Raw genomic sequence first — 26,489 nt, forward strand, 5'->3', positions numbered from 1 at the left:
TCGACCGCCTGCCCATGCCGCGCTTCGCTGCCAACCTGAGCCTGATGTACACCGAGCACCCGCTGCTCGAACGCTTCGACGCGGCCGCGCGCGATGGCTTCGATGCGGTGGAGATGCAGTTTCCCTATGCCCAGCCGGCCGCAGCGCTGCAACAGCGCCTGCACGACGCCGGGCTGCAGCAGGTGCTGATCAATGCGCCGCCGGGCGCGCCGGGCGAAGCCGGGCTGGCCAGCCTGCCGGGCCGCGAGGAGGAATTGCGCCGCAGCTTCGCCGAGCAGGCGCTGCCCTATGCCCAGGCCCTGGGCAGCCCGCGCATCCACGTGATGGCCGGCCGGCTGCCGCTGGGGGCCGATCGGGAACGCCACCGTGCCACCTACCTGGCCAACCTGGCCTGGGCCGCGGCGCAGGCCGCGACGGCCGGCATCGCGGTGCTGATCGAGCCGCTGAACCCGCGCGACATGCCGGGCTACTTCCTCAGCCGCCAGGCCGAAGCGCATGCCATCGTCGCCGAAGTCGGCGTGCCAAACCTGCAGGTGCAGATGGACCTCTACCACTGCCAGATCACCGAAGGCGACCTGACGGTGAAGCTGCGCACGCTGTTCGCCGACCCCGCCGCCCGCGCGCGGCTGGGCCACCTGCAGATCGCCGGCGTGCCCGACCGCCACGAGCCCGACGAGGGCGAGTTGCACCACCCGCACCTGTTCGCGCTGCTCGACACGCTGGGCTACGCCGAACCCATCGGCGCCGAGTACCGCCCGCGCGGCGCCACCTCGGCCGGGCTGGCCTGGTTCGCGCCTTACCGATCTTCCCGCGCCCTTCGCGCCTAACACTGAAAAGATGCGTCCATGGCGCTGAAATCCACCATCTACAAGGCCAACCTGCAGATTGCCGACATGGACCGCCAGGTCTACGGCGACCATGCCCTCACGTTGGCGCTGCACCCCTCCGAGACCGAGGAGCGCCTGCTGGTGCGGCTGCTGGCCTTCGCGCTGAAGGTGCCGGCCGACGACCTGCACGGCACGCTGCAATTCGCCCGCGGCCTCTCGGACGCCGACGAGCCCGACCTCTGGCAGAAGGACCTGACCGAGCAGCTCGTGCAGTGGATCGAGGTCGGCCAGCCCGACGAACGCCGCCTGGCCAAGGCCTGCGCCAAGGCCGAGCGGGTGACGATCTACTGCTACAGCGCCGCCGCGGGCATCTGGTGGTCCGGCATCGAGACCCGGGTCACCCGGCTGCGCAACCTCGAGGTCTGGCGCCTGCCGGCCGAGCAGAGCCAGGCGCTGGCGGCGCTGGCGCAGCGCTCGATGCAATGGCAGGTGACCGTGCAGGACGGCCATGTCTGGGTCAATGGCGACCAGCATTCGGTGGAACTGGTACCGCAGAGGCTGTGGCCCGCCGCGTAAACCCTGCCCCCCGGCAGGGTCGGCGAGCCGCCCGCCGAAACTATCATCGCGGCCACCCCATTTGATCCGCCGCGGCCCCACGAAGGCCCGGCGCCCTGTTCTCATGCCCCGTCTGCTGCACACCCTGGTGCCGGCCCTGCTGCTGGCCACCGCCTCCGCCCTGCCCATGGCCGCCACCCCCACCCCCGACGACCCCTACCTCTGGCTCGAAGACGTGCAGGGCGAGAAGGCCCTGGCCTGGGTGCGCGAGCGAAATGCCGCCACCCGCACGCAACTGCAGGCCTACCCCGATTTCGCGAAGATGCGCGACACCTTCCGCAGCATCCTCGATTCGCGCGAGAAGATCCCCTACTTCAGCCGCCAGGGCGACCGGCTCTACAACTTCTGGCGCGACGCCGACCACCAGCGCGGCCTGTGGCGCCGCACCACGCTGGCCGAGTACCGCAAGGCCCAGCCGAACTGGGAAACGGTGGTCGACCTCGACGCGCTGGCCAAGGCCGAGAAGGAGAACTGGGTCTGGTCCGGCGCCAGCTGCCTGGGCCCGGACTATCGCCGCTGCCTGCTGCGCCTGTCGCGCGGCGGTGCCGACGCGGTGGTGGTGCGCGAGTTCGACGTGCAGGCCAAGCGCTTCGTCGACGACGGCTTCAAGCTGCCCGAGGCCAAGAGCCAGGTCGACTGGATCGACGAGAACACGGTCTACGTCGGCACCGATTTCGGCCCCGGCTCGATGACCGATTCGGGCTACCCGCGCATCGTCAAGCGCTGGCAGCGCGGCCAGCCGCTGGCCCAGGCCGTCACGGTGTTCGAAGGCAAGCCCAAGGACGTGTACGCCTTCGCCACGGTGGACCGCACGCCCGGCTTCGAGCGCACGCTGTTCGGCCGCGCCAGCGACTTCTACAACAGCGAACTCTCGCTGCTGCAGGCCGACGGCAAGCTGCAGGTGCTGGACCGCCCGAGCGACAGCGACTTCACCTTCTGGCGCGACAGGCTGCTGGTGCAGCTGCGCAGCGACTGGAACGTGGGCGGCAAGACCTGGCCCGCGGGTTCGCTGCTGGTCACGGATGCCAAGGCCTACCTGGCTGGCAAGCGCGAGTTCACGGCCCTGTTCACGCCGACGGCCACGCGCTCGCTGGCCGGCGTCAGCATCACGCGCAGCCAGGTGCTGCTGAACGTGCTCGACAACGTGGCCGGCAAGCTCGAAGAGTGGCACCTTGCCAACGGCCAATGGCAGCGGCGCGAGGTGAAGGCGCCCTTCCCCGGCACGCTGGGCGCCAGTGCGTTGCACGACCCGTTGCTGAAGGACGACCCGCTGGCCGAGGCCTACCTCGTGACGTACACGGACTTCCTGACGCCCGATTCGCTGATGCTGGGCCGGACCGGCAGCGACGAGCGTGAACTGCTGAAGGCGCGGCCGGCCTTCTTCGATGCCGCCGGCATCCGCGTCGAGCAGCGCTTCGCCACCTCGAAGGACGGCACCAAGGTGCCCTACTTCGTGGTCTGGCCGGCCGGCGCCAAGGCCGATGGCAAGAACCCCACGCTGCTGTACGGCTACGGCGGCTTCGAGGTCTCGCAGCAGCCCTGGTACTCGGCCGGCTTCGGCACCGCGTGGTACGCCCACGGCGGCGTGCTGGTGGTGGCCAACATCCGCGGCGGCGGCGAGTTCGGCCCCGCCTGGCACCAGGCCGCCGTCAAGGCCCACAAGCAGAAGAGCTACGACGACTTCGCCGCGGTGGCCGAGGACATCATCGCCAGCAAGATCAGCACGCCGGCGCAGCTGGGCATCGAAGGCGGCAGCAACGGCGGCCTGCTGGTCGGCGCGGTGATGCTGCAGCGGCCCGAGCTGTTCAAGGCCGTGGTCTGCCAGGTGCCGCTGCTGGACATGAAGCGCTACCACCGGCTGCTGGCCGGCGCCTCGTGGATGGCCGAGTACGGCGACCCCGACAAGCCCGAGGAATGGGCCTGGATCTCGAAGTACAGCCCGTACCAGAACGTCAAGCCGGGCCAGAAGCTGCCCAAGGTGCTGTTCATCACCTCGACGCGCGACGACCGCGTGCACCCCGGCCATGCCCGCAAGATGACCGCGCGCATGACCGAGCTGGGCTACGCGCCGCTGTACTACGAGAACATCGAAGGCGGCCATGGCGCCGCGGCCGACAACGTGCAGAAGGCCGACATGATGGCGCTGGAGTTCTCGTTCCTCTGGCAACAGCTGGGCCGCAAGTGACGGGCCTGCTGCGGCGCGCGGCGGTGGCGCTGGCCGCGCTGGCGGCCTGCCTGGGCGCGGCCGCCCAGCCGGCCGTACCGGCCGCGCCGGCGGGTCCCCCTGCGACCGAAGACCCCTACCTGTGGCTGGAAGACGTGCAGGGCGACAAGGCCCTGGCCTGGGTGCGCGAGCGCAATGCCGCCGCGCGCGCGCAATTGCAGGCCTGGCCGGGCTACACCGCGCTGCGCGACGGGCTGAAGGCGGTGCTCGATTCGCAGGCCCGCATTCCCGCGGTCAGCCGGCACGGGGCCTGGTTCTACAACCTGTGGCGTGATGCCGCCCACCCGCGCGGTGTGTGGCGACGCGCGACGCTGGACGAATACCGCAAGCCGCAGCCCGCGTGGGAGACCGTGCTCGACCTCGACGCGCTGGCGAAGGACGAGCACGAGAACTGGGTCTGGGGCGACGCGCAGTGCCTGGGCCCGCGCTACCGCCGCTGCATGATCAGCCTCTCGCGCGGCGGTGCCGATGCCAAGGTCTGGCGCGAGTTCGACACCGTCGAGCGGCGCTTCGTCCCGGCTGACGGCCGGGGCTTCATGCTGCCCGAGGCCAAGTCGGACATCAGCTGGCTGGATGCGGACACGCTGATCGTCGGCTCCGACTTCGGCCCCGGCACGATGACCGACTCGGGCTACCCGCGCACCTTGAAACGCTGGTCACGCGGCCAGCCGCTGGCCCAGGCGCCGACGATCTTCGAAGGCGAGAAGACCGACGTCAGCGCCGATGCTGAGGTCGTGCGCACGCCCGGTTTCGCGCACGTGCTGCTGACGCGTTATGTGAACCGCACCGACATCCGCCGCTCGCTGCTGCAGCCCGACGGCCGGCTGCTGCCGATGCCGGTGCCACCCGATGCGCAGATCCGTTTCTGGGGCCCGCGCCTGCTGCTCCAGCTCAAGAGCGACTGGCAGGTGGCGCCCGAGCAGCGGCAGCCGCGCGGCGCCCTGCTGCTGACCGACTTCGACGCGTTCATGAAAGGCGAGCGTCGCTTCGAGCGCCTGTTCGAGCCCGACGCCACCCGCTCGCTGGCGCGCTACCACCTCACCGGCAGCCAGGTGCTGCTGAACGTGCTGGACGACGTGAGCAGCCGGCTCGAGGCCTGGCGCCAGGTCGATGGCCGCTGGCAGCGCCGCGCGGTCGAGACGCCAACCCCCGGCACCCTGGCGCTGGAGACCCTGCACGACCCGCTGCAGCAGGACGACCCGTTGGCAGAAAGTGCCTGGCTCACCCACAGCGGCTTCCTGACGCCGGACACGCTGTACCTGGCCGATGCGGCGAAGGACACGCTGGCGCCGGTGAAGTCGCTGCCGGCCTTCTTCGATGCCGGCGGCATGCGCGTGGAGCAGCGCTTCGCCCGCTCGAAGGACGGCACGCGCGTGCCCTACTTCGTGGTCTGGCCGAAGGGCACGCAGGTCGACGGCACCAACCCCACGCTGCTGTACGGCTACGGCGGTTTCGAGATCTCGCAGCTGCCGCGCTACCTGCCCGCCTATGGCAGTGCCTGGCTCGCGCGCGGCGGCGTGTTCGTCATCGCCAACATCCGCGGCGGCGGCGAATTCGGCCCGGCCTGGCACCAGGCGGCCATCAAGGCGAACAAGCAGAAGAGCTACGACGACTTCGCCGCGGTGGCCGAGGACCTGATCGCCGCGAAGATCACCTCGCCGAAGCACCTGGGCATCGAAGGCGGCAGCAACGGCGGCCTGCTGGTTGGCGCGGTGATGCTGCAGCGGCCCGAGCTGTTCAACGCGGTGGTCTGCCGCGTGCCGCTGCTGGACATGAAGCGCTACCACCGGCTGCTGGCCGGTGCCTCGTGGATGAGCGAGTACGGCAACCCCGACAAGCCCGAGGAATGGGCCTGGATCTCGGCCTACAGCCCGTACCAGAACGTGAAGCCCGGACAGAAGCTGCCGCCGGTGCTGTTCACCACCTCCACCCGCGACGACCGCGTGCACCCCGGCCATGCGCGCAAGATGGCCGCCCGCATGATCGAACAAGGCTACGCGCCGCTGTACTACGAGAACATCGAAGGCGGCCATGCCGGCGCGGCCGACAGCACGCAGCGCGCGGACCTGCTGGCGTTGGGCTACGCCTTCCTGTGGCAACAACTCAGCGCAGTTTCGCCGCAGCTTCCGAAATCGCCGTGATCAATTTCTTCAGCGCATCGTCGGTAGCCCGGCGGGCCGACAGTGAGTGGTCCGCCTTGAATTCTTCGAACTCGGCTCTGCCTTCGCCCTTCACCTTGAGCTCGGTCACCAACTGATCCCGCGGATCGGCGAAGCGGGCGGCGAGCTCGATCGTGAACACCGTCGGAGGCCAAGTCAGCATGCTGGGCGAATGAGAGGTGGTCGCGATGCTCGGCGTGACGATGAAGTTCAGGCCATCGGCCGCCACCTTGGGATCGGCGACCGAACTGATCTTGCTGACACCGGCGAACGATTCGGACAACGCGACATACAGACCGGTCTCGAGGTCGCGGTAGGGCTGGTAGGTCACCTTGTCACCGCCCCCGCCCGGCGTGGTCACCTGCTGCTGGCGCTGCGCGTCGGTGATCAACAGGCCGACCTTGCGATCGATCCTCGGACCGCCTGTGCCAGTCAGCTTGCCAGCATCGCCGCCCAGCGTGATCGGGTGCGCGCAGGCCGTGAGCAGCGCCACCAGCAGCAGGCTGGCCCAGAGCGTGAAGCGATGAATGATCGTCATGGTCTCTCTCCCTTTGGTTCACCGAAGTGCCGACTTGAACTGCGCGTCCTCGAGCAATGCCTTCAGCAATTGCTGCACCACCACCGGGTATTGCTGCTGGGCCTTGGGAATCGCAATGGCGCCGACGAACGAGGATTCCCAGCTGAGCTCGGCGCGCTTGACGGCGTCGTAGCGCACCTGGCCACCGGACTTCACGATGAAGCGCGCTTCGATCTCGCCGCTGTTGGTGCTGAACCCACCGGCCGCGATGTCGTTCTTGGTCAGCAGGCCGCTGAGTTCGATGTCGGACTTCGAGTCCAGCTTGCCGGCCAGCGCAAGTTCCTGGCGCAGCGCGTCGGCCAGGTAAGCCGCATAGTCGCTGCCCACCGGCGACGCCATGCTGCTGCCGCGCAATCCGATCGCACTGCCGCCGACCGCACCCGCCTGCACCGAGAAGTTGCCGATCATCACCGGCCTGGCCTGCGAGCGCTTGATCACCTCGACGTTGTCGATCGACGGTTGATAGCGCGGCGCCTGCAGCGCACATCCACTGCTCAGCAGGACCAGCAGCGCACATGCGGCCGCACGTACCGTGGACAAGTGAACCATGCCCTTCCCTCCCATGACGTTGGCAATGCGGGTTATTGGGCGCGAATCATAAAGGCGCACCTCGCCCGCGACGTCCTCCGTCGCTATGATGCGACGGTCTTCGATCCACGTGTTTGAGGAATCGAGTCTCGGGCCATGGCTTCAATCAACCCGCGCGCCCAGTCCGTACTGGACTTCTGGTTCGGCCCACCCGATGATCCGCAGCATGCGGCGCAGCGGCCCGCCTGGTTCCGCAAGGACGCGGCCTTCGATGAAGGCATCCGCACGCGCTTCGGCGATCTGATCGAGGCCGGCCTGGCCGGCGCCTTGCAGGCCTGGGCGGCCGACGCGCACGGCGCGCTGGCCGAGGTGATCGTGCTGGACCAGTTCACGCGCAATGCCTTCCGCGACACCGCCCGCGCGTTCGCCGGCGACGCGCGGGCGCTGGCGGCGGCCCAGGCCCTGGTGGACAGCGGCCGGGACCGTGGCCTCACCGGCGTGCAGCGCCAGTTCGTCTACCTGCCCTTCGAACATGCCGAGGACCTGGCGCAGCAGCAACGCGCACTCGCGCTGTTCGGCCAGCTCGAGCGCGACGAGCCGGCGCTGGCCGGGCTGCTGCCATGGGCGCAGCGGCACCACGACATCGTTGCGCGATTCGGCCGCTTCCCGCACCGCAATGCGGCGCTGGGCCGGGCCAGCACGCCCGAGGAACTGGCGTTCCTGAAGACGCCCGGTTCGGGCTTCTGACCATCGGGCACGGGCGATGCACGCACCCTGGCTCAGCCGCCGTCCGGCACCCCCGCTGGACCTGTTCATCGACACGCTGTGGACCAGCCAGCGCGCCGGGCCGCTGCCGCATGGCCGCGAATGGGGGCTGCCCAACGGCTGTGCCGACCTGGTGGTGCCGCTGACGCAGGACCATGTGCACCGCTACGACGGTGTGGCCGACCGCTGCGGCCGGCTTCTGGCCGAAGGCGTGCTGCAGGGCCTGCAGCAAGGGCCGACCCTGCGCGACACCGCGGGCGCGCTGTGCGTCGTCGGCGTGCATTTCCGGCCCGGCGGACTGGCAGCATTCTTCGACGCACCGGCCGACCGCTTCACCGACCAGACGATCGCGCTGGCCGACCTGTGGCCCGGCTTCGGCCCCGCGCTGCGCGAGCGCCTGACGGGCCCGCGGGGCCTCGCCGCGCCGGAAACGCGGCTGCAGGCGCTGGAGACCGCGCTGCGGGCCCGGCTGCGTCGCACGGCCGCGCCGTCCACCCTGCAAGACCCGCTGGTGCAGTGGGCCATCGGCCGGCTGGCCGGCGGCGAGCAGCGCATCGGCGACGTGCAGCGTGCCAGCGGCTGCTCGCCGGCGCGCTTCATCGCCCGCTACCGCGCGGCCTGCGGCGTGGCACCGAAGCGGCATGCGGAGCTGATGCGCTTTCACACGCTGCTGTCACGCGCGCCGCGTGCCGGCGCCTGGGCCCTGGCCGCTGCGGATGCAGGTTATGCCGACCAGGCCCACCTGGCGCGCGAGTTCCGGCGCTTCGCGGGCTTCAGCCCGACCGACTACCTGCGCAACGCCACGGGCTTCGCGACGCACGTGGCCTGCCCGTAGAAAAATTCTTCAAGCCGGCGCGGGCCCGTCGCCCGTAAGCTTCGCTGCAGGCATGCAACCCAGGAGCCGACGATGACGCTGCCCCCTGCCCCGGTGATCCACGAGGTGTTCCCCTACCTGCGCGTCAAGGGCGCGGCCAGCGCGATCGCGTTCTACGTGCATGCCTTCGGCGCCATCGAGCAGTTCCGGCTGGTCGAGCCGGATGGCCGCATCGGGCATGCCCAGCTGCAGTTGGGGCCGATCGTGCTGATGGTCAGCGAGGAATACCCCGAGTACGGATTGCTGGCGCCGTCGCCAGGGCAGCTGCTCGGCGCCTCGATCCACCTGCATGTGGACGATTGCGATGCCTGCGCCGCCCGCGCCGTGGCCGCCGGCGCGACGATGGAGATGGCGCCCACCGACCAGTTCTACGGCGAGCGCAGTTGCCGCGTGCGCGACCCCTTCGGCCACCAGTGGCTGCTGGGGCACGAGATCGAGAAGCTCACGCCGGAGGAAATGCAGCGCCGCTACACGGCGCTGTTCCAGGCGCCGGAAAGCTAACCCAGAAAATCAGCGGCCGGCGCGCAGGATCAGGACGAGCCGCCCTTCTTCGCCGCCGCGTTCTTGGCCAGGTCGGCCTTGCACTCGTCGGACATCTGGTCCTTCTTGTCCTTCAGGCATTCGGCGATGCGGCCACCGCCGGGCTTGACGCCGGGACACAGCTTCTTGATGTCGGCCTTGCAGGCCTCGGTGACGCGGCCGCGTTCCGCGGCGAAGGTGGACGGCGCAAGCGCCGCGGCCGCCAGGGCCAGCAGCAGTGGAGCGGAGATCTTCGTGAGCATGGGCGACTCCAGTGAGAGAAAAGCCAAGGATGCCCAGCAACGGCCATCGCCGCAATGTCGCCGACGCCACGGCAGGTAAAGGCGTGTGAAGCCGCCGCTCACTGGGTAGCGGCTTCCTTTTCCTGCAGCAAGCGCCACATCACCTTGCCCGAGCCGGACTTGGGCAGCGCCTCGACGAACTCCACCAGGCGCGGCACCTTGTAGGCCGCCATGTGCTCGCGGGCCCAGTCGATGATGTCCTGCTCGCTGGTCTTGCCGCGCGCCTCGGCGCGCAGCACGACCACCGCTTTCACGGTCTCGCCGCGGTAGGCGTCGCGGCTGCTGATGACGCAGGCCTCCTGCACCGCCGGGCACTTGAACAGCAGCAGCTCCACCTCGCTGGGCCAGACCTTGAAGCCGCTGGCGTTGATCATGCGCTTCAGGCGGTCGGTGATGAAGAAGTAGCCTTCCTCGTCCATGTGGCCGAGGTCGCCGGTGCGGAAGAAGGGCTTGCCGTCGAGTTCGATGAAGGCCTCGCGCGTGGCCTCGGGGTGGCCCCAGTAGCCCTTGAAGATCTGCGGCCCGCTGGAGACGATCTCGCCGGTCTGGCCGGGCGGCAGTTCCTTCAGCGTGTCGGGGTCGATGATGCGCGAATCGGTGCCGAAGATCGGGATGCCCAGGCACTGCAGCTTGGCCCGCTCGGGCAGGTTGGCATGCGTGGGCGCCGCGGTCTCGGTGAGGCCGTAGCCTTCGGCGAAGGTGATGCCGAACTCGCGCTGCAGCCGTTCGGCCACCGCCTGCGGCATGGCCGCGCCGCCGCCCGACAGGTAGCGCAGGCTGGAGAGGTCGAAGCTGGCGTAGTGGGGGCTGCCGAACAGGTCGATGATCATCGTCGGGATGCAGGTCCAGTGCGAGACCTGGTGCCGCGCGATCAGCCGCCCGGCGAGCTCGCGGTCCCAGCGCGGCAGGATCACCGTGGTGCCGCCGCCGGCCACCGAGCCCAGCACGCCGTAGATGAAGCCGGTGATGTGGAACATCGGCACCACGCCCAGGCTCACGGTCTCGGGCCCGGCATGGCCCCACTGGCCGCCGCCGATGGCGTTGTGCATCAGCGTGCGGTGCGTGTGGATGCAGCCCTTGGGCTTGCCGGTGGTGCCCGAGGTGTAGGGCAGCAGCGCCATGTCGTCGGGGCCGGCGGTGTGCGGCGCCGGCGCATGGCCGGAGGCCAGCACCTCGGCCCAGCGCAGGGTGCCCGGTGGCAGCGGCGGGTCGGCCAGCAGCCATTTCAGGATCGCCTCGTTCGGCGTTTCGGCGGGGTCCAGCGGGCCCTCGGGCATCGCCTCGGCGAAGCGCGTGGCGACGATCCGCTGCAGGCGCTGCGCGGCCGGCAATGCGGCATCGGCCTCGGCCACGATACCGGCCAGGTCGGCCGTGGTCAGCACGATGCGCGCGCCCGAGTCGCTGATGTAGTGGCCGAACTCGTCGGCCTTGTTCATCGGGTTCACCGGCACCACCACCGCGTCGGCGCGCAGCACGCCCTGCACTGCCACCACGTATTGCGGGCAGTTCTGCATGAAGACGATGACCCGGTCGCCCTTCTTCACGCCCTGCGCCTGCAGCCAGCCGGCCAGGCTCTCGGCCTGGCGCCGCAGTTCGGCATAGGTCATCGGGCGGCCGAAGAACCGGTAGGCCGCGCGATCGGGGAAGCGCGTGGCCGAGACCACCAGGTTGAACCACAGGCTGGTCTCGGGCAGCACCAGCGCGCGCGGCAGGCGCGCGGGCCAGATGGCATGGTGCGGGCGGGTGATGGGCAGGGGCATGGCGCGGGTCTGTGGCAGGGGGTTGGAACCAGCCCCCGGGTGTAGCCCATGCCGGGCCGGCGCGGCAACCCGGCGAACCCGCGGAATGTCCCGTGCGGGACGCATCCGGGCGGCAGGCTACCCGCCGCCGACACGGGCGCGGGCGCGCTCCTCGATCGCGCGCACCTGCACGCACTCGGCATGGTCGTAGTACTGCGGCTTGGCGCACTCGCGCACCAGGCACTTGTGCAGGGCCAGCAGCATGCGGCCGCCGCAGTTCTCGCGCGGGTCGGCGTTGCGGCTCGCGGGCATCGGGGTCAGCGCACCATCGTTGCCGGCGCGCGCGGCCGCCGGTGTCTCGACCGGGACGTTCTGGCGCGGGTACGGTGCGCCATCGGTGCCCGGGCCCGGCAGCACCGGTGGACGGCGCTCGGGCGGCGGATTCGTCACGGCCGGTCCGGCCGCCGCCGTGGCATTGCGGCTGTTGGCGGCAGTGGCCGCACGGCGTTGGCCCCCGCCCGCCTCCGTCGCAGAGGACGGCAAGGGTCGCAGCGCGGCGTTGTCCACGGTCATCGCCGCGGGCGCGGGGGCCGGTGCCGTGCGCACAGGCGCGGCCACGCGCACCGGCGCGGAGGGCGCGACCGGGGTGGGCGCCACGGCGACGGAAGCAGCGGGTGCGGCGACGGGCGATTGCGCCACCGCACTGGCGGCGGCCGAGGCCGCGCTGGTGTCGACGGTGGCCGCCGACGCGGCCAGCACCACCGGCGCGGCCGCCGAGGCGGCCAGCGGCGCCGAAGCGGCCGGCTCGTGCGCCACCGGCACCGGTGCGGGCGCAGGCGCCGGGCGCTGCAACACCCACAGCAGCGCCGCGCCGGCCAGCACCACGCCGCCGCCCACCGCCAGCATCGGCAACATCGGCCGCTTGGGCAGGCCACCGGGCTGCGGCGGCAACACGCGGTCGGCGGTGGCCGACCACTCTTCGGTCTCCATCGGCAACGGCGCCGGGGTCACCGGCGGCGCAGCGCGCACCGGGACCGGCGGCGCAGGCAGCACCGAGGGCGGCACGGAGGGCGGCACCGACACCGGCACGGCGTTCTGCGGCAGCTCGTCCAGGCCCAGCGGAATGTCGGCGCCCCGCTCCGGCTGCACTTCGGTGCGCTGCCAGGCCGTGGGCGACGGCGGCAGCACCACGCGCACCGGCACCTCGATGCGACCGCTGAGCACCTCGCGCAGGTCCTGCACCGACTGCGGCCGATCGGCCGGCCGCGGCGCGAGCATCCAGTCGACCGTGCGCAGGAAGCGTTCGGAGATGCCGGGCCGCGCCACGCTGGCCAGCGGCGCCGCATCGTCACTGACGGTGCGCACCGTCGCCGGCAGCGGAGGCGATTCGGTGATCAGGAAATGGAAGGTCGCCCCCAGCGCATACAGGTCGGTCCAGGCGCCCTGGCGCAGGTTGGTCGCTTCGCCGTACTGCTCGATCGGCGCGTAGCTGGGCTTCAGGATCGCGGTCAGCGTCTGGCTGCGGCCCTGGATGACGTGGCGGGCCGCGCCGAAGTCCAGCAGCATCGGCACGCTGTCTTCGCCGATCAGGATGTTGTCCGGCGCGATGTCGCGGTGGAACACGTCCTCGCGGTGCAGCACCTCCAGCGCACCGAGCACCGGGTCGAGCACGCCGCGCAGCCAGGCTTCGTCCGGCGGCCCCAGCACGCGCCGGGCCTCGCGCAGCGTGCGCCCGCGCAGCAGCGGCATCACCATGTAGGCGGTGCCGCGCTCTTCCCAGAAGCGGTGCACCTTGATCAGCGAGCGATGGTCGAAGCGCGCCAGCAGCTTGGCCTCGTTCACGAAGCTGCGCAGGCCGAGCTTGAAGGTCTCCTCGTTGTTCGGCGAGGTCAGCGAGACATGCAGCGTGGCCGTGCGCGCGGCCAGCGACGAGGGCATGTACTCCTTGATGGCCACCTCGCGTTCGAGCCCATGGTCGAAGGCCAGGTAGACGATGCCGAAACCGCCGACGCCGATGACCCGGCGGATCTCGAACTCGCCCAGCCGCGTGCCCGGCGGCAGGGCGTTCGAGTGCCCTTCGGTGGTAAAGGTGCCGGCGCTGGACATAATTCAAAAGCTTAACCCACGGCATCGCGCCGTCCCAGCGGGGCTCACCTCAATCTGGTGAACTGGCGCACGGGTAGCACGCGAAGGGCCGGTTACCATAGTCACTTTCCGCCGGAACAGGCCCTAGCGCCACGATGCAACGTCGCCACCTGCTGTGCCTGGCCGCCCTGGGCGCGATGGTCGCCAGGCCCGCGCGGGCACTGGATGCCCCCGAAGGCGCGGTGGTGCTCACATTGACCGGCCGCATCCGCTCGCCCAACCATCAGGCGCAGGGCGAGCCCCAGGCGCTGTTCGACATGGGCATGCTCGAGCGCCTGCCGCAGCAGAGCTTCACCACGCGCACGCCCTGGTACAGCCAGCCGCGCAAGTTCACCGGCCCGCTGCTGCGGGACGTGCTCTCGGCCGCGATGGCGCAAGGCCAGTCGCTGAAGGCCACCGCGCTGAACGACTACCGCGTCGACATCCCGTTCGACGACGTGCAGCGCTACGACGTGCTGCTGGCCCGCCTGCTCGACGACAAGCCGATGTCGGTGCGCGACAAGGGGCCGCTGTTCATCATCTACCCCTTCGAGAGCAACAGCGCGCTGCGCCGCGCGCTGTACTACACCCGCTGCGCGTGGCAACTCAAGGCGATAGAAATCCAATGAGCCGCCGCCTCAACCCCCTGGGGGCCTGTGCATGAACCAGCGGGTGTCGCCGTGGTTCGGCGTCACCGGGCTGCTGCTGGTGGCCACCCTGCTGGCGGCGGCCTTCGTGCAGGTGCGCCAGTACGCCCTGCTGAACATGACGGTGCAGGGCCAGAACGACTACCTGGTGCTCAGCCTGTACCAGCTGGAGACCGAGTACCTGCGGCTGCGCGAGCAATGGCGGCAGGACCTGGACACCGCCGCGTCCCGGCCCGCCGACCTGCAGCTGCGCTATGACATCTTCCTGAGCCGCGTGGCGCTGCTGCGCACCGAGCGCGCGCAGCGCCTGCTGCAGCAGGTGCCCAACGCGCAGCAGGTGCTGCGGCAGATCGACAGCTTCAGCAGCCGCGGCGACCTGTACCTGAGCGCCGAGCCGCGCGGCCCCTTGAGCCCGCAGGCCGCGCGCGCGCTGCTGGCCGAGCTGGTGGCCCTGGGCGAGCCGATCCACCAGCTGCTGCTCGACGCCTCGCACCAGGTGGCCTCGCAGCTCACCGAGCGGCAGGACCAGGTGCGCCAGCACAACGAGATCGGGCTCGGCCTGACCGGCTTTCTGTCGGCGATGGTGCTGGTGTTCGCGCTGATCGCGCTGCGCCAGATGCGCAAGCTCGAGCAGCGCCGCCGCCATCTGGAGACGCTGGCCGACCAGCTGCGCGACGCGCGCATCGAGGCCGAATCGGCCAGCAATGCCAAGAGCGAGTTCCTGGCCGACATGAGCCACGAGCTGCGCACGCCGCTGCACGGCCTGCTCGGCATGCTCTCGCTGCTGAAGGAAGCCCCGCGCGACGCACAGGCCGGCGAATGGCTGCGCACCGCCGACGAATCGGCGACCCACCTGCTGAGCCTGCTTGACGACATCCTCGACCTGTCGAAGCTCGAATCGGGCGCGCTGGTGCTCGAGCCGCAGACCGTCGCGCTGCGCGCGCTGGTCAACGAGGTGCAGGCGCTGATGCAGCCGCAGGCCAGCGCCAAGGGCCTGACCCTCGAGACCCGCTACGACGACAGCCTGCCCGCCCATGTGCGGCTGGATCCCACCCGCACGCGGCAGGTGCTCTACAACCTGCTGAACAACGCCATCAAGTTCTCCGAGGCCGGCAGCGTGATCCTGCGTTGCAGCCGCGTCGCGGGCCTGGACGGCCATGCCCAGCTGGAGTTCGATGTCAGCGACACCGGCATCGGCATGGACCCGCAGACCGTGTCGCGGCTGTTCCAGCGCTTTGCCCGCGCCGACGACCCGCGCGCGCGGCGCCAGGGCGGCACCGGGCTGGGGCTGGCGATCTCGCGCAACCTGGCGCGACTGATGGGCGGCGAGATCGTCGTGCGCTCGACGCCGGGCGCCGGCAGCGTGTTCAGCTTCCGCTGCGCGCTGGTGCCCGCCGCCGAGCCGGCGAGCGGCGGGCCGGCGGCCCCCGCCGACGCCGGCGCCGCGCCCCATGTGCTGCGCGTGCTGGTGGCCGAGGACCACCCAGTGAACCGCATGTACCTGGCTGCACTGCTCGAGCGCCTGGGCCACCAGGGCCACCATGTGACCAACGGGCTCGAAGCGGTGCAGGCGATGCGCGAGCGGCCCTTCGACCTGGTGCTGATGGACGTGCACATGCCGGTGATGGACGGCGTGGCTGCGACCGAAGCGATCCGCCAGCTGCCGCCGCCGGCCTCGCAGGTGCGCATCATCGCCCTCACCGCCGACGTGTTCGCCGACACGCGCGAGCGCTGCCTGCGCGCCGGCATCGACGAGGTCATCACCAAGCCGGTGAGCCTGCAGGCGCTTACCTCCCTGCTGGCGCGGCAGTTCGGCACCCCCAGCACCGCGCCACCGGTGCCCGCGCTGCCCGGCACGGCGGCCGCCGAGGCCGGCGCACCGCCGCCCGCGCCACGCGAACATGCGCTGATCGACCACGCCGCGCTGGCCGAGGTGGCCGAGCTGATGGGCAGCGGCCGCTCGCTGGCGCTGTACGGCGGCTTCTTCGAACAGGCCGCCGACACCGCCCAGCGCATGCGCGAGGCCATGCGCGAGGCCGACACCGAAACCCTCAAGCGCGCCGCCCACGCGGTGAAAGGCGCCGCGCTGAACCTCGGCCTGCCGGCGCTGGCCGATGCCGCCGCCACGCTGAGCCGCGAAGGCGGCACGCTCAGCGCCGCGCAGCTGGCGCTGGCCGTGCAGCGCTACGAAGAGCTGGTGACGGCCACGCGCAGCCTGTGCGCCGCCGAGGGGCTGACGCGCGAATGACGCGGCCAGGCCGCAGCGCCCGGCGCCGCGGCTACACCACCACCGGCTCCGGCTCCAGCCGGATGCCGAAGCGGCCGTAGACGCTTTCCTCGATGGCCTTGGCCAGCGTGACCACCTCGGCGCCGATCGCGCCGCCGCGGTTCACCAGCACCAGCGCCTGCTTCTCGTAGACGCCGGCACGGCCCACGCTCTTGCCTTTCCAGCCGCAGGCGTCGATCAGCCAGCCGGCGGCGAGCTTGAAGCTGCCATCGGCCAGCGGGTAGTGCACGATGTGCGGGTCGCGCGCGATGATGTCGCGGCACTGCTCGGGGCTGACCACCGGGTTCTTGAAGAAGCTGCCGGCATTGCCGATGGCCGCCGGGTCGGGCAGCTTGGCACGGCGGATCGCGCAGACCCAGTCGAAGATGGTGCGGGCATCGGGGCTGTGGTTGCCGGTCTCGGCCATGCGGCGCTCGAGGTCGAGGTAGCCCAGCATCGGCCGCCAGGGCTTGGGCAGCTTCAGCCGCACCCGGGTGATCAGGGACTTGCCCGCCAGCCCGCCGAAGCCCTGGCGCTTGAACACGCTGTCGCGGTAGCCGAAGGCACAGGCCGGCGCATCCAGCGTCACGCTGCGGCCGGTGACCAGGCTCATCGCGTCCAGCGATTCGAAGCGATCCTGCAGCTCGATGCCGTAGGCGCCGATGTTCTGCACCGGCGCGGCCCCCACGGTGCCGGGAATGAGCGCCAGGTTCTCCAGGCCGGGCAGGCCCTGGTCCAGCGACCAGGCCACCACGTCGTGCCAGCGCTCGCCGCCGCCGGCCTCGATGATCCAGGCGTCGGGCCGTTCCTCGACGAGGCGCTTGCCCATCACCTCGACCTTCAGCACCACGGCCTCGGGGTCGCGGGTCAGGATCAGGTTGCTGCCGCCGCCCAGCACCAGCTTGGGCGCACGCCCGAGCTCGGGATGGTCGAGCACGCGGCGCACGTCGGCATCGGCGCGGATGCGCACCAGCGTGTGCGCGGTGGCCGGCAGGCCGAAGGTGTTGAACCCGCGCAGGTTCACGCCGCGTTCGATGGCCAGTGCGGGCGCAGCGGCAGGCGAGGCGGCGGAATCGGGATCGCGGTCCATGCGTGATTTTCGCCGATGGCCGCCCTGCTCGGCACATGGCCCGGACTTGATCTGGCAACGTGCCGCAGGCAGTATGGGCGTGGCAGAATTTTTGCCCTTCGCCCACGCCCCGAACTGCCCCTCATGCCGAGCTTCGACACCGTCCTAGAACCCAACCTGGTGGAGCTGCGCAATGCCGTCGAGCAGTCCAACAAGGAGATCGGCACGCGCTTCGATTTCAAGGGTTCGTCGGCGCACATCGAGAGCGTCGAATCGGGCAAGGACCGCACGCTGCAGTTGCTGGCCGACAGCGATTTCCAGGTCGGCCAGGTCAAGGACATCCTGCTGGCCAAGCTGAGCAAGCGCGGCGTCGACGTGCGCTTCCTCGACTTCAGCGCCAAGCTCGAAAAGCTCGGGGGCGACAAGGTGCGCCAGAGCGTGCCGGTCAAGCAGGGCATCGACAGCGACACCGCGAAGAAGATCCAGCAGCTGATCAAGCAGAGCAAGCTGAAGGTGCAGGCCGCGATCCAGGGCGACACCGTGCGCGTGACCGGTGGCAAGCGCGACGACCTGCAGGCGGCCATTGCGCTGCTGCGCAAGGAAGTGACCGACGTGCCGCTGGCCTTCAACAACTTCCGCGACTAGGCGCCGGCCGATGACGAAGCGCTGCCTCGCCGGCCTGCTGCTGGCGGCCGCCAGTGCTGCGGCACTGGCGCAATCGGTGGCCCTGTCGGGCAGCCTGGGCAGCAGCAAGGCGCTGCTGCTGATCGACGGCCAGCCGCACACGGTGGCGGTGGGCAGCACGGTCAAGGGCGTCACGCTCAAGCGCGTGGGCGATGGCGAGGCCGAGGTCGAGATCGCCGGCAGGACGCAGCTGGTGCGGCTGGGCGCGGCGCCCGCCAGCGTCGGCGGCGCCGGCAACGCCGGCAGTGGGCGCGAGATCGTGCTGCCGGTCGGCCCCGGCGGGCATTTCATGGCCACTGGCAGCATCAACGGCAAGTCGGTGCAGTTCATGGTCGACACCGGCGCCACCTCGATCGCGATGAGCCAGGCCGACGCCGACCGCATCGGCATCGACTGGAAGCGCGGCCGCCGCAACCTGACCCAGACCGCTGGCGGCGTGGTGCCGGTCTACGGCGTCAACCTCAGCTCGGTGCGGGTCGGCGATGTCGAGGTGTCGAACGTCGACGCGGTGGTGCTCCAGGCCGACATGCCGATGGTGCTGCTGGGCAACAGCTTCCTATCGCGCTTCACGATGCGGCGCGACAGCGACACGATGCGCCTGGAGCGCCGCTGAACCTTCAGCGCGGCGCCGAGGCCACCGGGGGCCGGGCACGCCAGAAGGCCAGCGTGGCCAGCACGCCCATCAGCGCCAGCCCGAGCAGGGCCTCGCGGTAGCCGGGCACGACCAGCAACAGCCAGGCCATCGACAGCGGCGCCGCCGCGCGCGCCAGCAGGCCGATGCCCGACATCGCGCCGCCGATGCGGCCCACATGCGTGCGGCCGAAGTATTCGGGCACCAGGCCGCCGCGCACGATGGTGACCAGCCCGTTGGCCATGCCGAACAGCACGGCAAACGCCAGCAGCGCGTACAGCGAGCGGCTCAGCGCGAACAGGGTCATCGCCGCCGGCAGGCAGGCCATCACCACCGCGCCGATCACCCGCAGCGACCAGCCGCGGCCCAGCCACACGTACAGCAGCCGCCCGGCCACCTGGGCCGGGCCGACGGTGACCAGCACCTGCAGCGCCTGGCCTTCGGGCACGCCCTTGGCCGCGAAGGCCGGCATCACATGCGCCCACAGCGCCGCCTGCACGAAGGAGTGCAAGGTGAAGCAGATCGCCAGCAGCCAGAACGCCGGCTCGTGCAGCGCCTCGTGCAAGGTGGCGTCGTCGGCTTCGTCGTGCGAGGCCGGGGCGGCCACGATGGCCGGGCCGCCCAGCGCCCACCAGTGCAGCGGCGCAATCGCCAGCAGCAGCACCGCGCCGATCACCGCCAGCGCGCCGCGCCAGCCGAAGGCCGCCTGCAGCGCGGCGACGGCCGGGAAGCACAGCGTGGACGCGAAGCCGCCCACCAGCGTCAGCGTCGTGATGCCCTCGCGGTAGCGCAGCGGGTAGCGCTTGGTCAGCACGTTGAAGGCCGGCTCGTACAAGGTCATCGCCATCGCCGCGCCGAGCAGCGCCCACACCGCGTACAGCATCCAGGGCGCACTTACCTGCGACCACAGCAGCAGCCCCAAGCCGGCCAGCGCCGCGCCGGCGGTCATCAGCGCGCGGCCGCGGCCGGCGTCGATGGCCGCACCCGCGGCATAGCTGCCGGCGCCCCACATCGCCAACCCGAGCGTGAAGGCGCCCATCAGCGTGGGCTTGTCCCAGCCCAGCGCCTGCTGCATCGGCAGCACGAAGGTGGAGAAGGTGTAGTACAGCGCTGCCCAGCACAGCAGCTGGCCCAGCGCCAGCGCCGACACCGTGGCGCGATAGCCGGGATGGCCCGGCCCGGATTCCTCGGACATCCGACTGATTATGGGCAGACCCGCTGTCACGGCAGGGACAAGTCAAATTCGAACGATCGTGCTAAAACTCGGCGCTGCTGCCGCTTTGCCTGGAGACAAGCTGCCATGGACCTGAACTTCACCGCGGAAGAACTGGCCTTCCGCTCCGAAATCCGCCAGTGGGTGGCGGAAAACCTGCCCAAGGACATCAGCCACAAGGTGCTGAACTCGCTGCGCCTGTCGCGCGAGGACATGCAGCGCTGGGCCAGGATCCTCGGCGCCAAGGGCTGGCTGGGCTACGGCTGGCCCCGGCAGTTCGGCGGCCCGGGCTGGAACGCGGTGCAGAAGCACATCTTCGAGGAAGAGTGCGCACTGGCCGGCTCGCCCCGCATCGTGCCCTTCGGCCCGGTGATGGTGGCGCCGGTGATCATGGCCTTCGGCACACCCGAGCAGCACAAGCGCTTCCTGCCCGGCATCGCCTCGGGCGAGGTGTGGTGGAGCCAGGGTTACAGCGAACCCGGCTCGGGCTCGGACCTGGCTTCGCTGAAGACCCGCGCCGAACGCAAGGGCGACAAGTACATCCTGAACGGCCAGAAGACCTGGACCACGCTCGGCCAGTACGGCGACTGGATCTTCTGCCTGGTGCGCACCAGCACCGAGGGCAAGCCGCAGACCGGCATCTCGTTCATCCTGGTGGACATGAAGTCGCCCGGCATCACCGTGCGGCCGATCATCACGATGGACGGCGAGCACGAGGTCAACGAGGTGTTCTTCGACAACGTCGAGGTGCCGGCCGAGAACCTGATCGGCGAGGAGAACAAGGGCTGGACCTACGCCAAGCACCTGCTGGCGCATGAGCGCACCAACATCGCCGACGTCAACCGCGCCAAGCGCGAGCTCGAGCGCCTGAAGCGCCTTGCCAAGGCCGAGGGCGTGTACGACGACCTGCGCTTCCGCGACCAGATCGCGCTGCTGGAGGTGGACATCGTCGCGCTGGAGATGCTGGTGCTGCGCGTGCTATCGGCCGAAAAGAGCGGCAAGCAGAGCCTGGACATCGCGGGCCTGCTGAAGATCCGCGGCAGCGAGATCCAGCAGCGTTACACCGAGCTGATGATGCTGGCCGCCGGTCCCTTCGCGCAGCCCTTCGTGCACGAGGCGATGGAAGCAGGCTGGCAGGGCGAGTTCGCCGGTGCGGCCGCGGTGGCGCCGCTGGCCGGCACCTACTTCAACATGCGCAAGACGACGATCTACGGCGGCTCGAACGAAGTTCAGCGCAACATCGTCTCGCAAACCGTGCTGGGGGCTTGAGCATCATGGACTTCGACTTCTCCGACGATCAGGTCTCGCTGCGCGACGCGGTGGCCCGCTGGGTCGAAAAAGGCTTCTCGTTCGAGCGCCGCCACGGCATTGCCAAGGCCGGCGGCAAGACGCGCGACGTGTACGGCGAACTCGCCGAGCTGGGCCTGACCGGCCTGGCGGTGCCGGAAGAACATGGCGGCATGGGCTTCGGCGCCGTCGAGGCCATGGTGGTGATGGAAGAGCTGGGCCGCGGCCTGGTGAACGCCCCGCTGGCCGCCGGCGCGCTGATGACGCCCGCGCTGCTGCAGGCCGCGCCCGCCGCGCTGCAGGCCGCCTGGCTGCCGAAGGTGGCCGCGGCCGAAGCGCTGGTGGTGCCGGCCTTCGTCGAGCGCGGCGCGCGCTACAGGCTCGATGCGGTGACCACCACCGCGACGCAGGCCGGCAGCGGCTGGACGCTCAGCGGCCAGAAGAGCGTGGTGGCCGCGGCCGACGAGGCCGATGCCTTCATCGTCTCGGCGCGCGGGCCGCAGGGCATCGCGCTGTTCCTGGTCGAGAAGGGCGCGGCCGGCGTCACGGTCAGCGGCTATCCGACGCAGGACGGCGGCCGCGCGGGCGAAGTGAAGCTGGCCAACGCGCCGGCCGCGCTGGTCACCACCGATGGCCTGGCGACGCTGGAGTACGCCACCGATGTCGGCATCGCCGCGCTGTGCGCCGAGGCCGTCGGCGCGATGGACAAGCTGGTCGCGGTGACGGTGGAATACATGAACACGCGCAAGCAGTTCGGCGTCACGCTGGCCACCTTCCAGGCGCTGCGCCACCGCATCGCCGACGTGAAGATGCAGCTCGAGCTCGGCCGCTCGATGAGCTACTACGCCACGCTGAAGCTCGGCGAGGCGCCGGCCGCGCGCCGCCGCGCGCTGTCGCAGGCCAAGGTGCAGCTGGGCAACTCGATGCGCTTCGTCGGCCAGCAGTGCATCCAGCTGCACGGCGGCATCGGCGTCACGGACGAGTACATCGCGAGTCATTACTTCAAGCGCCTGACGATGCTGGAGCTGAGCCTGGGCGACACGCAGTACCACCTGGGCGAGGTGTCGACCCGGATGCAGGACACCGCCGGCGTCTTCGCCTGACTCAGACCGCGGAGTGCCTGCCGATCCAGGCACTCCAGTGGTCGATGCAGGCGCGGATCTTCGGCAGGCGCTGGCGATTGCTGGCCGTCACGGCGTAGATCGGCACCTGTTGCAGGTCGACGTAGTCGGCCAGCACCGGCACCAGCTGCCCCTGCTGCACCAGCGGGATCGCGGCCACCGTCGCGAGGCGGCCGATGCCCAGGCCCTGCAGGATCATGTTGGCGGCCAGCCCGGTGTCGTTGGTGCGCCAGTCGCCCTCCACCGCCAGCTTAATCGGCTTGCCGTCGATGAGGAAGGGCCAGTGGTTCAACTGCGGCGCCGCGGTGTTGGTCACCAGCCGGTGCCGCGCCAGCGCGTCCGGATGCGCTGGCAAGCCGTGCAGCGCCACGTACGCGGGCGCGGCATACAGCGCCCGGCCCAGGTGGCCGATCTGCCGCGCGATCATCGTCTCGGGCAACGCGCTGGCGGTGCGGATCGCGATGTCGATGCCATCGCGCGCCATGTCGGCGAGCCGGTCGCTGACCTCGATCTCGACATGCAGCCGGGGGTGCTGCTGACCCAGCGACGCCAGGCTCGGCACCAGCAGGTACTGCGCGATGACCGTGCTGGCCGCCACCCGCACCAGGCCGGCCGGCTCGCGCGAGTGGGCGGCGAACTCGCCCTCCAGCGCCTCCATCGTGCCGCCGATGCGGTGGCAATAGCCGAGGAAGGTCTCGCCCTCGGCGGTGAGGGCCAGGCCGTGGGTCGAGCGGTGGATCAGGCGTGCGCCACAGCTGCGCTCGATGCGCTGCAGGGCACGCGAGACCTGGCTCACCGGCACGTCGCGTTCGCGGGCGACGGCCGACAGCGTGCCCAGCGCCGCCACGCGTGCAAACAGCTTCAGGTCGTCGAAGGCCAGCTCGTCCATCGCGCTGCATGCTAATCGCGGCGCGCGCCAAACGGGCTTTGCAGCGCGCGCAACACCACTTTGGGCGCGACGCCGTTTCGCGGCGCGACGCGGATTCCTACAGTGAAGCCACTCCCGCAACCCGCTTCACTGGAGACCACCATGTCCCTCGCCGGCCCAGCGCCCCGACTGTCCCCCACCGAGCATGCCGCGATATTCGACGCTGCCCGCCGCCGCGCCGCCGAACTGCGCGCCGAGGCCGAGCAGGCCTTCTGGTCCGCGCTCGGCCGCGCGCTGCGCCGGCTGCTGAGCCGCCCGCGCCATGCCCGCGCGGCCCGTCGTGCGCCCTGCGTCCACGGAGCCTGAACCATGCCGACACTGAACCTGAAGATCGCCCCGCTGCACAACCCGGCGCTGTACCCGGCGCTGGCCCGCGCGCTGACCGACATCACGGTGGACACGCTGGGCAAGCGCCGCGAGGTCACCGCGGTGGTGATCGAGGACCTGCCCGATGCGGCCTGGTTCATCGGCGGCGCGGCCTTGCGCCGGCCCACCGCGTGGCTGGAGATCAGCATCAGCGCCGGCAGCAACACGCCGGCGCAGAAGGCCGCCTTCATCGCCGCGGCGCAGGCCGAGCTGCAGCGCCAGCTGGCCCCCGGCGGAAGGCTGGAAGAGGCCAGCTACGTGATCGTGCGCGAGCTGCCGACCGGCGACTGGGGCTACGACGGCCAGACGCAGGCGGCGCGCGCAGCCGCCCTGCGGCAAACACCGCCGCAGCCGGCCGAATCGCTCGGCTAGCATTTGCGGGTGAGCGACGACACCCCCGCCCCGCAGCAACTGCCAACCGAGCTGGCCACCTTCATCCAGAGCGGCCTGTCGATCACCGTCGCCGGCCGCGACGACCGCCTGGTGCCCTCGATCGCCAAGGGCGTCGGCTGCCGCGTCGGCGCCGACGGAAGCCAGGTCACGGTGCTGGTGTTCGCCGAAGCCGGCGAGGCGGTGCTGCGCGACATCGCGCACAACGGCCTGATCGCGGTGGTGTTCAGCCTGCCCAGCAGCAACCGCACGGTGCAGCTCAAGGGCCGAGATGCGCGCCTGGTGCCGGCCAATGCCGCCGACGTGGCGCTGGCGCGGCGCCACGTGGCGCTGTTTGCCAACGAACTGCGCCAGCTCGGCTGGCAGGACGAATACGTGCACGCGGTGTTCTGGCACGACCCCGCGCAGCTGCTGGCGGTGCGCTTCACGCCCGATGGCGCGTTCTCGCAGACACCCGGCCCCGGCGCCGGCGCGGCGATGTGCCTGCAGGCGCGGCCCGCACCATGACGACGCTGCCCGGCGGCAAGCCCGCCACGCTCGACGAAGTGCGCGCCAGCCTCGAAGGCGTGATTCCCGCAGTGCTGGCGACCTGCGCGATCGACGGCACGCCCAATGCCACCTACGTGTCGCAGATGCAGTACGTCGACCCGCAGCATGTGGCGCTGTCGTTCCAGTTCTTCAACAAGACGCGCGAGAACATCCTCGCCAACCCGCAGGCCACCGCGCTGGTGATCGACCCCATCACCAGCGATAGCTACCACCTCTCGCTGCTGTACCTGCGCACCGAGACGCTGGGGCCGCTGTTCCAGTCGATGAAGGCCAAGCTGGCCGGCATTGCCTCGCACACCGGCATGAGCGGGGTGTTCAAGCTGCAGGGGGCCGACGTGTACCGCGTGCAGTCGGTGCACCGCGTGCCGGGCGTGCAGTCGCGGCCGCGACCCACCGGCCCGCGGCTGCTGCTGAACTCGCTGCGCAGCGCCAGCCTGCAGCTCGCGAACTGCGGCGACATGGGCGCGCTGTTCGACCTGAGCCTGAGCCTGCTGGCGCAGGAGTTCGGCATCACGCACGCGCTGCTGCTGATGGCCGACGAGCCCGGCCAGCGCCTGTACACCGTGGCCAGCCGCGGCTACAGCAGCACCGGTGTCGGCTCCGAGATCGCGTTCGGCGACGGGGTGATCGGCGTGGCCGCCGAGCACCGCGTGCCGATCCGCATCAACCACATGACGATGGAGTACGCCTACGGCCAGGCGGCGCGCGCCGGTGCCGCCTCGCGCGGGCTCGCGCTGGAGACCGAGATCCCCTTCCCCGGCCTGGCCGAGCCGCACAGCCAGCTGGCCGTGCCGCTGCTGGCCGCCGGCCGGCTGCTGGGCGTGCTGTGCGTCGAGAGCCCGCAGGACCTGCGCTTCAGCTACGACGACGAGGACGCGCTGGTCGCGCTGGGCGCGGTGCTGGCCGGGGCGCTGCTGGCGCAGCAGCAGCAGGCGGCCGACCTGGCCGCCGTGCACCCGAACCTGGCACCGGCGATCGAGGCGCCGCCGGTGGACGCCGCGCCGCTGCTGGAGGTCCGCCACTACCGGCAGAACCACAGCATCTTCGTCGGCCACGACTACCTGATCAAGGGCGTGGCCGGCGCCATCCTGTGGAAGCTGTTGCTAACACACGAAGAAAGCGGCCGCTGCGACTTCAGCAACCGCGAGCTGCGCGCCGCCACCGACCTGGGGCTGCCCGAGGTCAGCGACAACCTCGAGGCGCGGCTGGTGCTGCTGCAGCGCCGGCTGGCCGAGCGCTGCCCGGCGCTGGCGATCGAGAAGACCGGGCGCGGCCTGTTCCGGCTGTGCCTGCGCCAGCCGGTGCGGCTGATGGACATCGACGGCTGACCGGGGCCCGCGGCGGCGGCGTGCTGCAGCCCCCCAGCCGCCAGAGATAGCCCGCCAGCGACATCACAGCCCCAGGTCCAGCGCGACGCTGAGCTTGCGCCAGTCGCGGCCGCCGAGCAGCGGGCGCACCTGGCTCAGCACGGTGTCGAACACCTCGGCCGGCGCGGTGCGGCGCATGCCGCCCAGCATCGCGGCGCGTTCGGCCGGCGTCATGTGCGGCAGCATCCAGCGCATCGACAGCGCTGACTGCTCGGGCTTCAGGCTGCTGACGATGCGGTGCTCCAGCGCGCGGATCTCGTCGTCGGTGTGCGTGGCCCACAGCACCGCGTTGTGCTCGGTCTCCTCGCGCTGCATGTGCTCGAAGTTCTCGGCGACGAAGTGGCTCAGCGTGCGGTACAGCGTCTTGGCGGCCTCGGCGTTGCCGGGCACCTGCTCGAGCAGCTGGGCCAGCTGGTCGATCGCGACGATGTGGCCTTCGTGCTCGATGCCCAGGGCGGTGGCGCTGCCCGGTGCGCGCGCCTGCATCGCACTGTGGATCACGTGGTTCTCGTGTTCCAGGTGGCCGCGGCAGATCGCCAGCAGCGCCTTCAGCTCGGCGCCGACCTCGGCCACCTCGGCCGGGTCGTGCGCATCGAGCCGGCCCACGCGCACCAGCGTGTGGGCCATGAAGGCGCGCAGGCCCTTGTGGATGAAGGCGTAGATGTCGTGACGGGGGGCGTTGCTCATGGTCGGTTCCGATGTGTTGACGATGTGCCGA

The 26,489-nt window shown here is 70.7% G+C and carries 26 protein-coding genes; 17 read left to right on the forward strand and 9 right to left on the reverse strand.

Annotated features, from left to right (window positions below; all coding sequences use genetic code 11):
• Positions 1–14: 14 nt before the first annotated feature.
• The 4 genes from otnI (at position 15) to ACILR4_RS02680 (ending at position 5,807) form a co-directional block, all read left to right on the forward strand.
• Positions 15–827 (forward strand): 2-oxo-tetronate isomerase, encoded by an 813-nt coding sequence (otnI, locus tag ACILR4_RS02665; protein WP_395699271.1) that lies wholly within the window; start codon positions 15–17, stop codon positions 825–827.
• 18 nt (positions 828–845) lie between these two features.
• Positions 846–1,403, forward strand: a complete 558-nt coding sequence (locus ACILR4_RS02670) for a YaeQ family protein (protein WP_395699272.1) — start codon at positions 846–848, stop codon at positions 1,401–1,403.
• A gap of 103 nt (positions 1,404–1,506) precedes the next feature.
• Entirely contained in the window at positions 1,507–3,627 is a 2,121-nt protein-coding gene (locus ACILR4_RS02675) for a prolyl oligopeptidase family protein (RefSeq protein WP_395699273.1), read from the forward strand.
• Positions 3,624–5,807 (forward strand): prolyl oligopeptidase family protein, encoded by a 2,184-nt coding sequence (locus ACILR4_RS02680; protein ID WP_395699274.1) that lies wholly within the window; start codon positions 3,624–3,626, stop codon positions 5,805–5,807. The genes ACILR4_RS02675 and ACILR4_RS02680 overlap by 4 nt, the downstream gene beginning before the upstream one ends.
• On the opposite strand, the gene ACILR4_RS02685 is transcribed toward ACILR4_RS02680, so the two are convergent.
• Both ACILR4_RS02685 and ACILR4_RS02690 read right to left on the reverse strand, forming a co-directional pair.
• On the reverse strand, positions 5,770–6,363 hold the full coding sequence (locus tag ACILR4_RS02685) for a hypothetical protein (RefSeq protein ID WP_395699275.1): 594 nt from the start codon (positions 6,361–6,363) through the stop codon (positions 5,770–5,772). The genes ACILR4_RS02680 and ACILR4_RS02685 overlap by 38 nt on opposite strands.
• An 18-nt stretch (positions 6,364–6,381) precedes the next feature.
• Complete coding sequence (locus tag ACILR4_RS02690; protein ID WP_395699276.1) at positions 6,382–6,951, reverse strand: hypothetical protein; 570 nt, start codon at positions 6,949–6,951, stop codon at positions 6,382–6,384.
• A gap of 135 nt (positions 6,952–7,086) precedes the next feature.
• On the opposite strand from ACILR4_RS02690, the gene ACILR4_RS02695 reads away from it, so the two are divergent.
• From ACILR4_RS02695 to ACILR4_RS02705, 3 genes are all read left to right on the forward strand, one after another.
• Entirely contained in the window at positions 7,087–7,677 is a 591-nt protein-coding gene (locus ACILR4_RS02695) for a DUF924 family protein (RefSeq protein ID WP_395699277.1), read from the forward strand.
• Between the two features lie 16 nt (positions 7,678–7,693).
• Positions 7,694–8,530 carry a DUF6597 domain-containing transcriptional factor gene (locus ACILR4_RS02700; RefSeq protein WP_395699278.1) on the forward strand — a complete coding sequence of 279 codons (837 nt, stop codon included), beginning with the start codon at positions 7,694–7,696 and terminating at the stop codon, positions 8,528–8,530.
• A gap of 72 nt (positions 8,531–8,602) precedes the next feature.
• Entirely contained in the window at positions 8,603–9,070 is a 468-nt protein-coding gene (locus ACILR4_RS02705) for a VOC family protein (protein WP_395699279.1), read from the forward strand.
• 29 nt (positions 9,071–9,099) lie between these two features.
• On the opposite strand, the gene ACILR4_RS02710 is transcribed toward ACILR4_RS02705, so the two are convergent.
• The 3 genes from ACILR4_RS02710 to ACILR4_RS02720 all read right to left on the reverse strand — a co-directional run bounded on the left by ACILR4_RS02710 (position 9,100) and on the right by ACILR4_RS02720 (position 13,235).
• Entirely contained in the window at positions 9,100–9,351 is a 252-nt protein-coding gene (locus ACILR4_RS02710; protein WP_395699280.1) for a cysteine rich repeat-containing protein, read from the reverse strand.
• Positions 9,352–9,449: 98 nt separating this feature from the next.
• Positions 9,450–11,150: a long-chain fatty acid--CoA ligase gene (locus ACILR4_RS02715; protein ID WP_395699281.1), complete on the reverse strand. Its 1,701-nt coding sequence runs from the start codon at positions 11,148–11,150 to the stop codon at positions 9,450–9,452.
• 117 nt (positions 11,151–11,267) lie between these two features.
• Positions 11,268–13,235, reverse strand: a complete 1,968-nt coding sequence (locus ACILR4_RS02720) for a protein kinase domain-containing protein (protein WP_395699282.1) — start codon at positions 13,233–13,235, stop codon at positions 11,268–11,270.
• Between the two features lie 134 nt (positions 13,236–13,369).
• Between ACILR4_RS02720 and ACILR4_RS02725 the strand changes: the two genes are divergently transcribed.
• The gene (locus ACILR4_RS02725) at positions 13,370–13,882 is read left to right on the forward strand and encodes a hypothetical protein (RefSeq protein WP_395699283.1); all 513 of its coding nucleotides are present in this window, start codon (positions 13,370–13,372) and stop codon (positions 13,880–13,882) included.
• A gap of 31 nt (positions 13,883–13,913) precedes the next feature.
• On the forward strand, positions 13,914–16,148 hold the full coding sequence (locus ACILR4_RS02730; RefSeq protein WP_395699284.1) for an ATP-binding protein: 2,235 nt from the start codon (positions 13,914–13,916) through the stop codon (positions 16,146–16,148).
• A 31-nt stretch (positions 16,149–16,179) separates the two neighbouring features.
• On the opposite strand, the gene murB is transcribed toward ACILR4_RS02730, so the two are convergent.
• The gene (gene murB / locus ACILR4_RS02735) at positions 16,180–17,208 is read right to left on the reverse strand and encodes a UDP-N-acetylmuramate dehydrogenase (RefSeq protein ID WP_395699302.1); all 1,029 of its coding nucleotides are present in this window, start codon (positions 17,206–17,208) and stop codon (positions 16,180–16,182) included.
• 171 nt (positions 17,209–17,379) lie between these two features.
• Between murB and ACILR4_RS02740 the strand changes: the two genes are divergently transcribed.
• Both ACILR4_RS02740 and ACILR4_RS02745 read left to right on the forward strand, forming a co-directional pair.
• Positions 17,380–17,880 carry a YajQ family cyclic di-GMP-binding protein gene (locus ACILR4_RS02740; RefSeq protein ID WP_395699285.1) on the forward strand — a complete coding sequence of 167 codons (501 nt, stop codon included), beginning with the start codon at positions 17,380–17,382 and terminating at the stop codon, positions 17,878–17,880.
• A 10-nt stretch (positions 17,881–17,890) separates the two neighbouring features.
• Complete coding sequence (locus tag ACILR4_RS02745; protein WP_395699286.1) at positions 17,891–18,532, forward strand: TIGR02281 family clan AA aspartic protease; 642 nt, start codon at positions 17,891–17,893, stop codon at positions 18,530–18,532.
• Between the two features lie 4 nt (positions 18,533–18,536).
• Here ACILR4_RS02745 and ACILR4_RS02750 read toward each other — a convergent pair whose 3' ends face one another.
• The gene (locus ACILR4_RS02750; RefSeq protein ID WP_395699287.1) at positions 18,537–19,745 is read right to left on the reverse strand and encodes an MFS transporter; all 1,209 of its coding nucleotides are present in this window, start codon (positions 19,743–19,745) and stop codon (positions 18,537–18,539) included.
• A 105-nt stretch (positions 19,746–19,850) separates the two neighbouring features.
• Between ACILR4_RS02750 and ACILR4_RS02755 the strand changes: the two genes are divergently transcribed.
• Positions 19,851–21,032, forward strand: coding sequence for an acyl-CoA dehydrogenase family protein (locus ACILR4_RS02755; protein ID WP_395699288.1), 1,182 nt, complete (start codon positions 19,851–19,853; stop codon positions 21,030–21,032).
• A gap of 5 nt (positions 21,033–21,037) precedes the next feature.
• A complete protein-coding gene (locus ACILR4_RS02760) occupies positions 21,038–22,153 on the forward strand; it encodes an acyl-CoA dehydrogenase family protein (RefSeq protein ID WP_395699303.1) in 1,116 nt (371 codons plus the stop codon).
• A 1-nt stretch (position 22,154) separates the two neighbouring features.
• On the opposite strand, the gene ACILR4_RS02765 is transcribed toward ACILR4_RS02760, so the two are convergent.
• Positions 22,155–23,060 (reverse strand): LysR substrate-binding domain-containing protein, encoded by a 906-nt coding sequence (locus ACILR4_RS02765; RefSeq protein ID WP_395699289.1) that lies wholly within the window; start codon positions 23,058–23,060, stop codon positions 22,155–22,157.
• Between the two features lie 141 nt (positions 23,061–23,201).
• Between ACILR4_RS02765 and ACILR4_RS02770 the strand changes: the two genes are divergently transcribed.
• Genes ACILR4_RS02770 through ACILR4_RS02785 form a run of 4 tightly spaced genes read left to right on the forward strand, consistent with a single transcriptional unit; the run spans position 23,202 to position 25,732 of the window.
• A complete protein-coding gene (locus ACILR4_RS02770; protein ID WP_395699290.1) occupies positions 23,202–23,405 on the forward strand; it encodes a hypothetical protein in 204 nt (67 codons plus the stop codon).
• A gap of 3 nt (positions 23,406–23,408) precedes the next feature.
• Entirely contained in the window at positions 23,409–23,837 is a 429-nt protein-coding gene (locus ACILR4_RS02775; RefSeq protein ID WP_395699291.1) for a 4-oxalocrotonate tautomerase family protein, read from the forward strand.
• 9 nt (positions 23,838–23,846) lie between these two features.
• Positions 23,847–24,362, forward strand: coding sequence for a hypothetical protein (locus ACILR4_RS02780; protein WP_395699292.1), 516 nt, complete (start codon positions 23,847–23,849; stop codon positions 24,360–24,362).
• Positions 24,359–25,732: a GAF domain-containing protein gene (locus ACILR4_RS02785; protein ID WP_395699293.1), complete on the forward strand. Its 1,374-nt coding sequence runs from the start codon at positions 24,359–24,361 to the stop codon at positions 25,730–25,732. The genes ACILR4_RS02780 and ACILR4_RS02785 overlap by 4 nt, the downstream gene beginning before the upstream one ends.
• Before the next feature lie 63 nt (positions 25,733–25,795).
• On the opposite strand, the gene ACILR4_RS02790 is transcribed toward ACILR4_RS02785, so the two are convergent.
• Positions 25,796–26,458, reverse strand: coding sequence for a hemerythrin domain-containing protein (locus ACILR4_RS02790; RefSeq protein WP_395699294.1), 663 nt, complete (start codon positions 26,456–26,458; stop codon positions 25,796–25,798).
• Positions 26,459–26,489: the final 31 nt, after the last annotated feature.

It is taken from the genome of Aquabacterium sp. (assembly GCF_044226965.1).
Lineage (GTDB): Bacteria > Pseudomonadota > Gammaproteobacteria > Burkholderiales > Burkholderiaceae_C > Pseudaquabacterium.

Bases quoted from the DNA above. Each gene is read 5' to 3' on its own strand.
- ACILR4_RS02770 (WP_395699290.1), top strand. From the start codon at position 23,202: ATGTCCCTCGCCGGCCCAGCGCCCCGACTGTCCCCCACCGAGCATGCC.
- ACILR4_RS02705 (WP_395699279.1), top strand. From the start codon at position 8,603: ATGACGCTGCCCCCTGCCCCGGTGATCCACGAGGTGTTCCCCTACCTG.
- ACILR4_RS02760 (WP_395699303.1), top strand. From the start codon at position 21,038: ATGGACTTCGACTTCTCCGACGATCAGGTCTCGCTGCGCGACGCGGTG.
- ACILR4_RS02675 (WP_395699273.1), top strand. From the start codon at position 1,507: ATGCCCCGTCTGCTGCACACCCTGGTGCCGGCCCTGCTGCTGGCCACC.
- ACILR4_RS02750 (WP_395699287.1), bottom strand. From the start codon at position 19,745: ATGTCCGAGGAATCCGGGCCGGGCCATCCCGGCTATCGCGCCACGGTG.
- ACILR4_RS02685 (WP_395699275.1), bottom strand. From the start codon at position 6,363: ATGACGATCATTCATCGCTTCACGCTCTGGGCCAGCCTGCTGCTGGTG.
- ACILR4_RS02710 (WP_395699280.1), bottom strand. From the start codon at position 9,351: ATGCTCACGAAGATCTCCGCTCCACTGCTGCTGGCCCTGGCGGCCGCG.
- ACILR4_RS02725 (WP_395699283.1), top strand. From the start codon at position 13,370: ATGCAACGTCGCCACCTGCTGTGCCTGGCCGCCCTGGGCGCGATGGTC.
- ACILR4_RS02740 (WP_395699285.1), top strand. From the start codon at position 17,380: ATGCCGAGCTTCGACACCGTCCTAGAACCCAACCTGGTGGAGCTGCGC.
- ACILR4_RS02765 (WP_395699289.1), bottom strand. From the start codon at position 23,060: ATGGACGAGCTGGCCTTCGACGACCTGAAGCTGTTTGCACGCGTGGCG.
- ACILR4_RS02695 (WP_395699277.1), top strand. From the start codon at position 7,087: ATGGCTTCAATCAACCCGCGCGCCCAGTCCGTACTGGACTTCTGGTTC.
- ACILR4_RS02755 (WP_395699288.1), top strand. From the start codon at position 19,851: ATGGACCTGAACTTCACCGCGGAAGAACTGGCCTTCCGCTCCGAAATC.
- ACILR4_RS02785 (WP_395699293.1), top strand. From the start codon at position 24,359: ATGACGACGCTGCCCGGCGGCAAGCCCGCCACGCTCGACGAAGTGCGC.
- ACILR4_RS02690 (WP_395699276.1), bottom strand. From the start codon at position 6,951: ATGGTTCACTTGTCCACGGTACGTGCGGCCGCATGTGCGCTGCTGGTC.
- ACILR4_RS02670 (WP_395699272.1), top strand. From the start codon at position 846: ATGGCGCTGAAATCCACCATCTACAAGGCCAACCTGCAGATTGCCGAC.
- ACILR4_RS02715 (WP_395699281.1), bottom strand. From the start codon at position 11,150: ATGCCCCTGCCCATCACCCGCCCGCACCATGCCATCTGGCCCGCGCGC.
- ACILR4_RS02730 (WP_395699284.1), top strand. From the start codon at position 13,914: ATGAACCAGCGGGTGTCGCCGTGGTTCGGCGTCACCGGGCTGCTGCTG.
- ACILR4_RS02790 (WP_395699294.1), bottom strand. From the start codon at position 26,458: ATGAGCAACGCCCCCCGTCACGACATCTACGCCTTCATCCACAAGGGC.
- otnI (WP_395699271.1), top strand. From the start codon at position 15: ATGCCGCGCTTCGCTGCCAACCTGAGCCTGATGTACACCGAGCACCCG.
- ACILR4_RS02700 (WP_395699278.1), top strand. From the start codon at position 7,694: ATGCACGCACCCTGGCTCAGCCGCCGTCCGGCACCCCCGCTGGACCTG.
- ACILR4_RS02720 (WP_395699282.1), bottom strand. From the start codon at position 13,235: ATGTCCAGCGCCGGCACCTTTACCACCGAAGGGCACTCGAACGCCCTG.
- ACILR4_RS02775 (WP_395699291.1), top strand. From the start codon at position 23,409: ATGCCGACACTGAACCTGAAGATCGCCCCGCTGCACAACCCGGCGCTG.
- ACILR4_RS02745 (WP_395699286.1), top strand. From the start codon at position 17,891: ATGACGAAGCGCTGCCTCGCCGGCCTGCTGCTGGCGGCCGCCAGTGCT.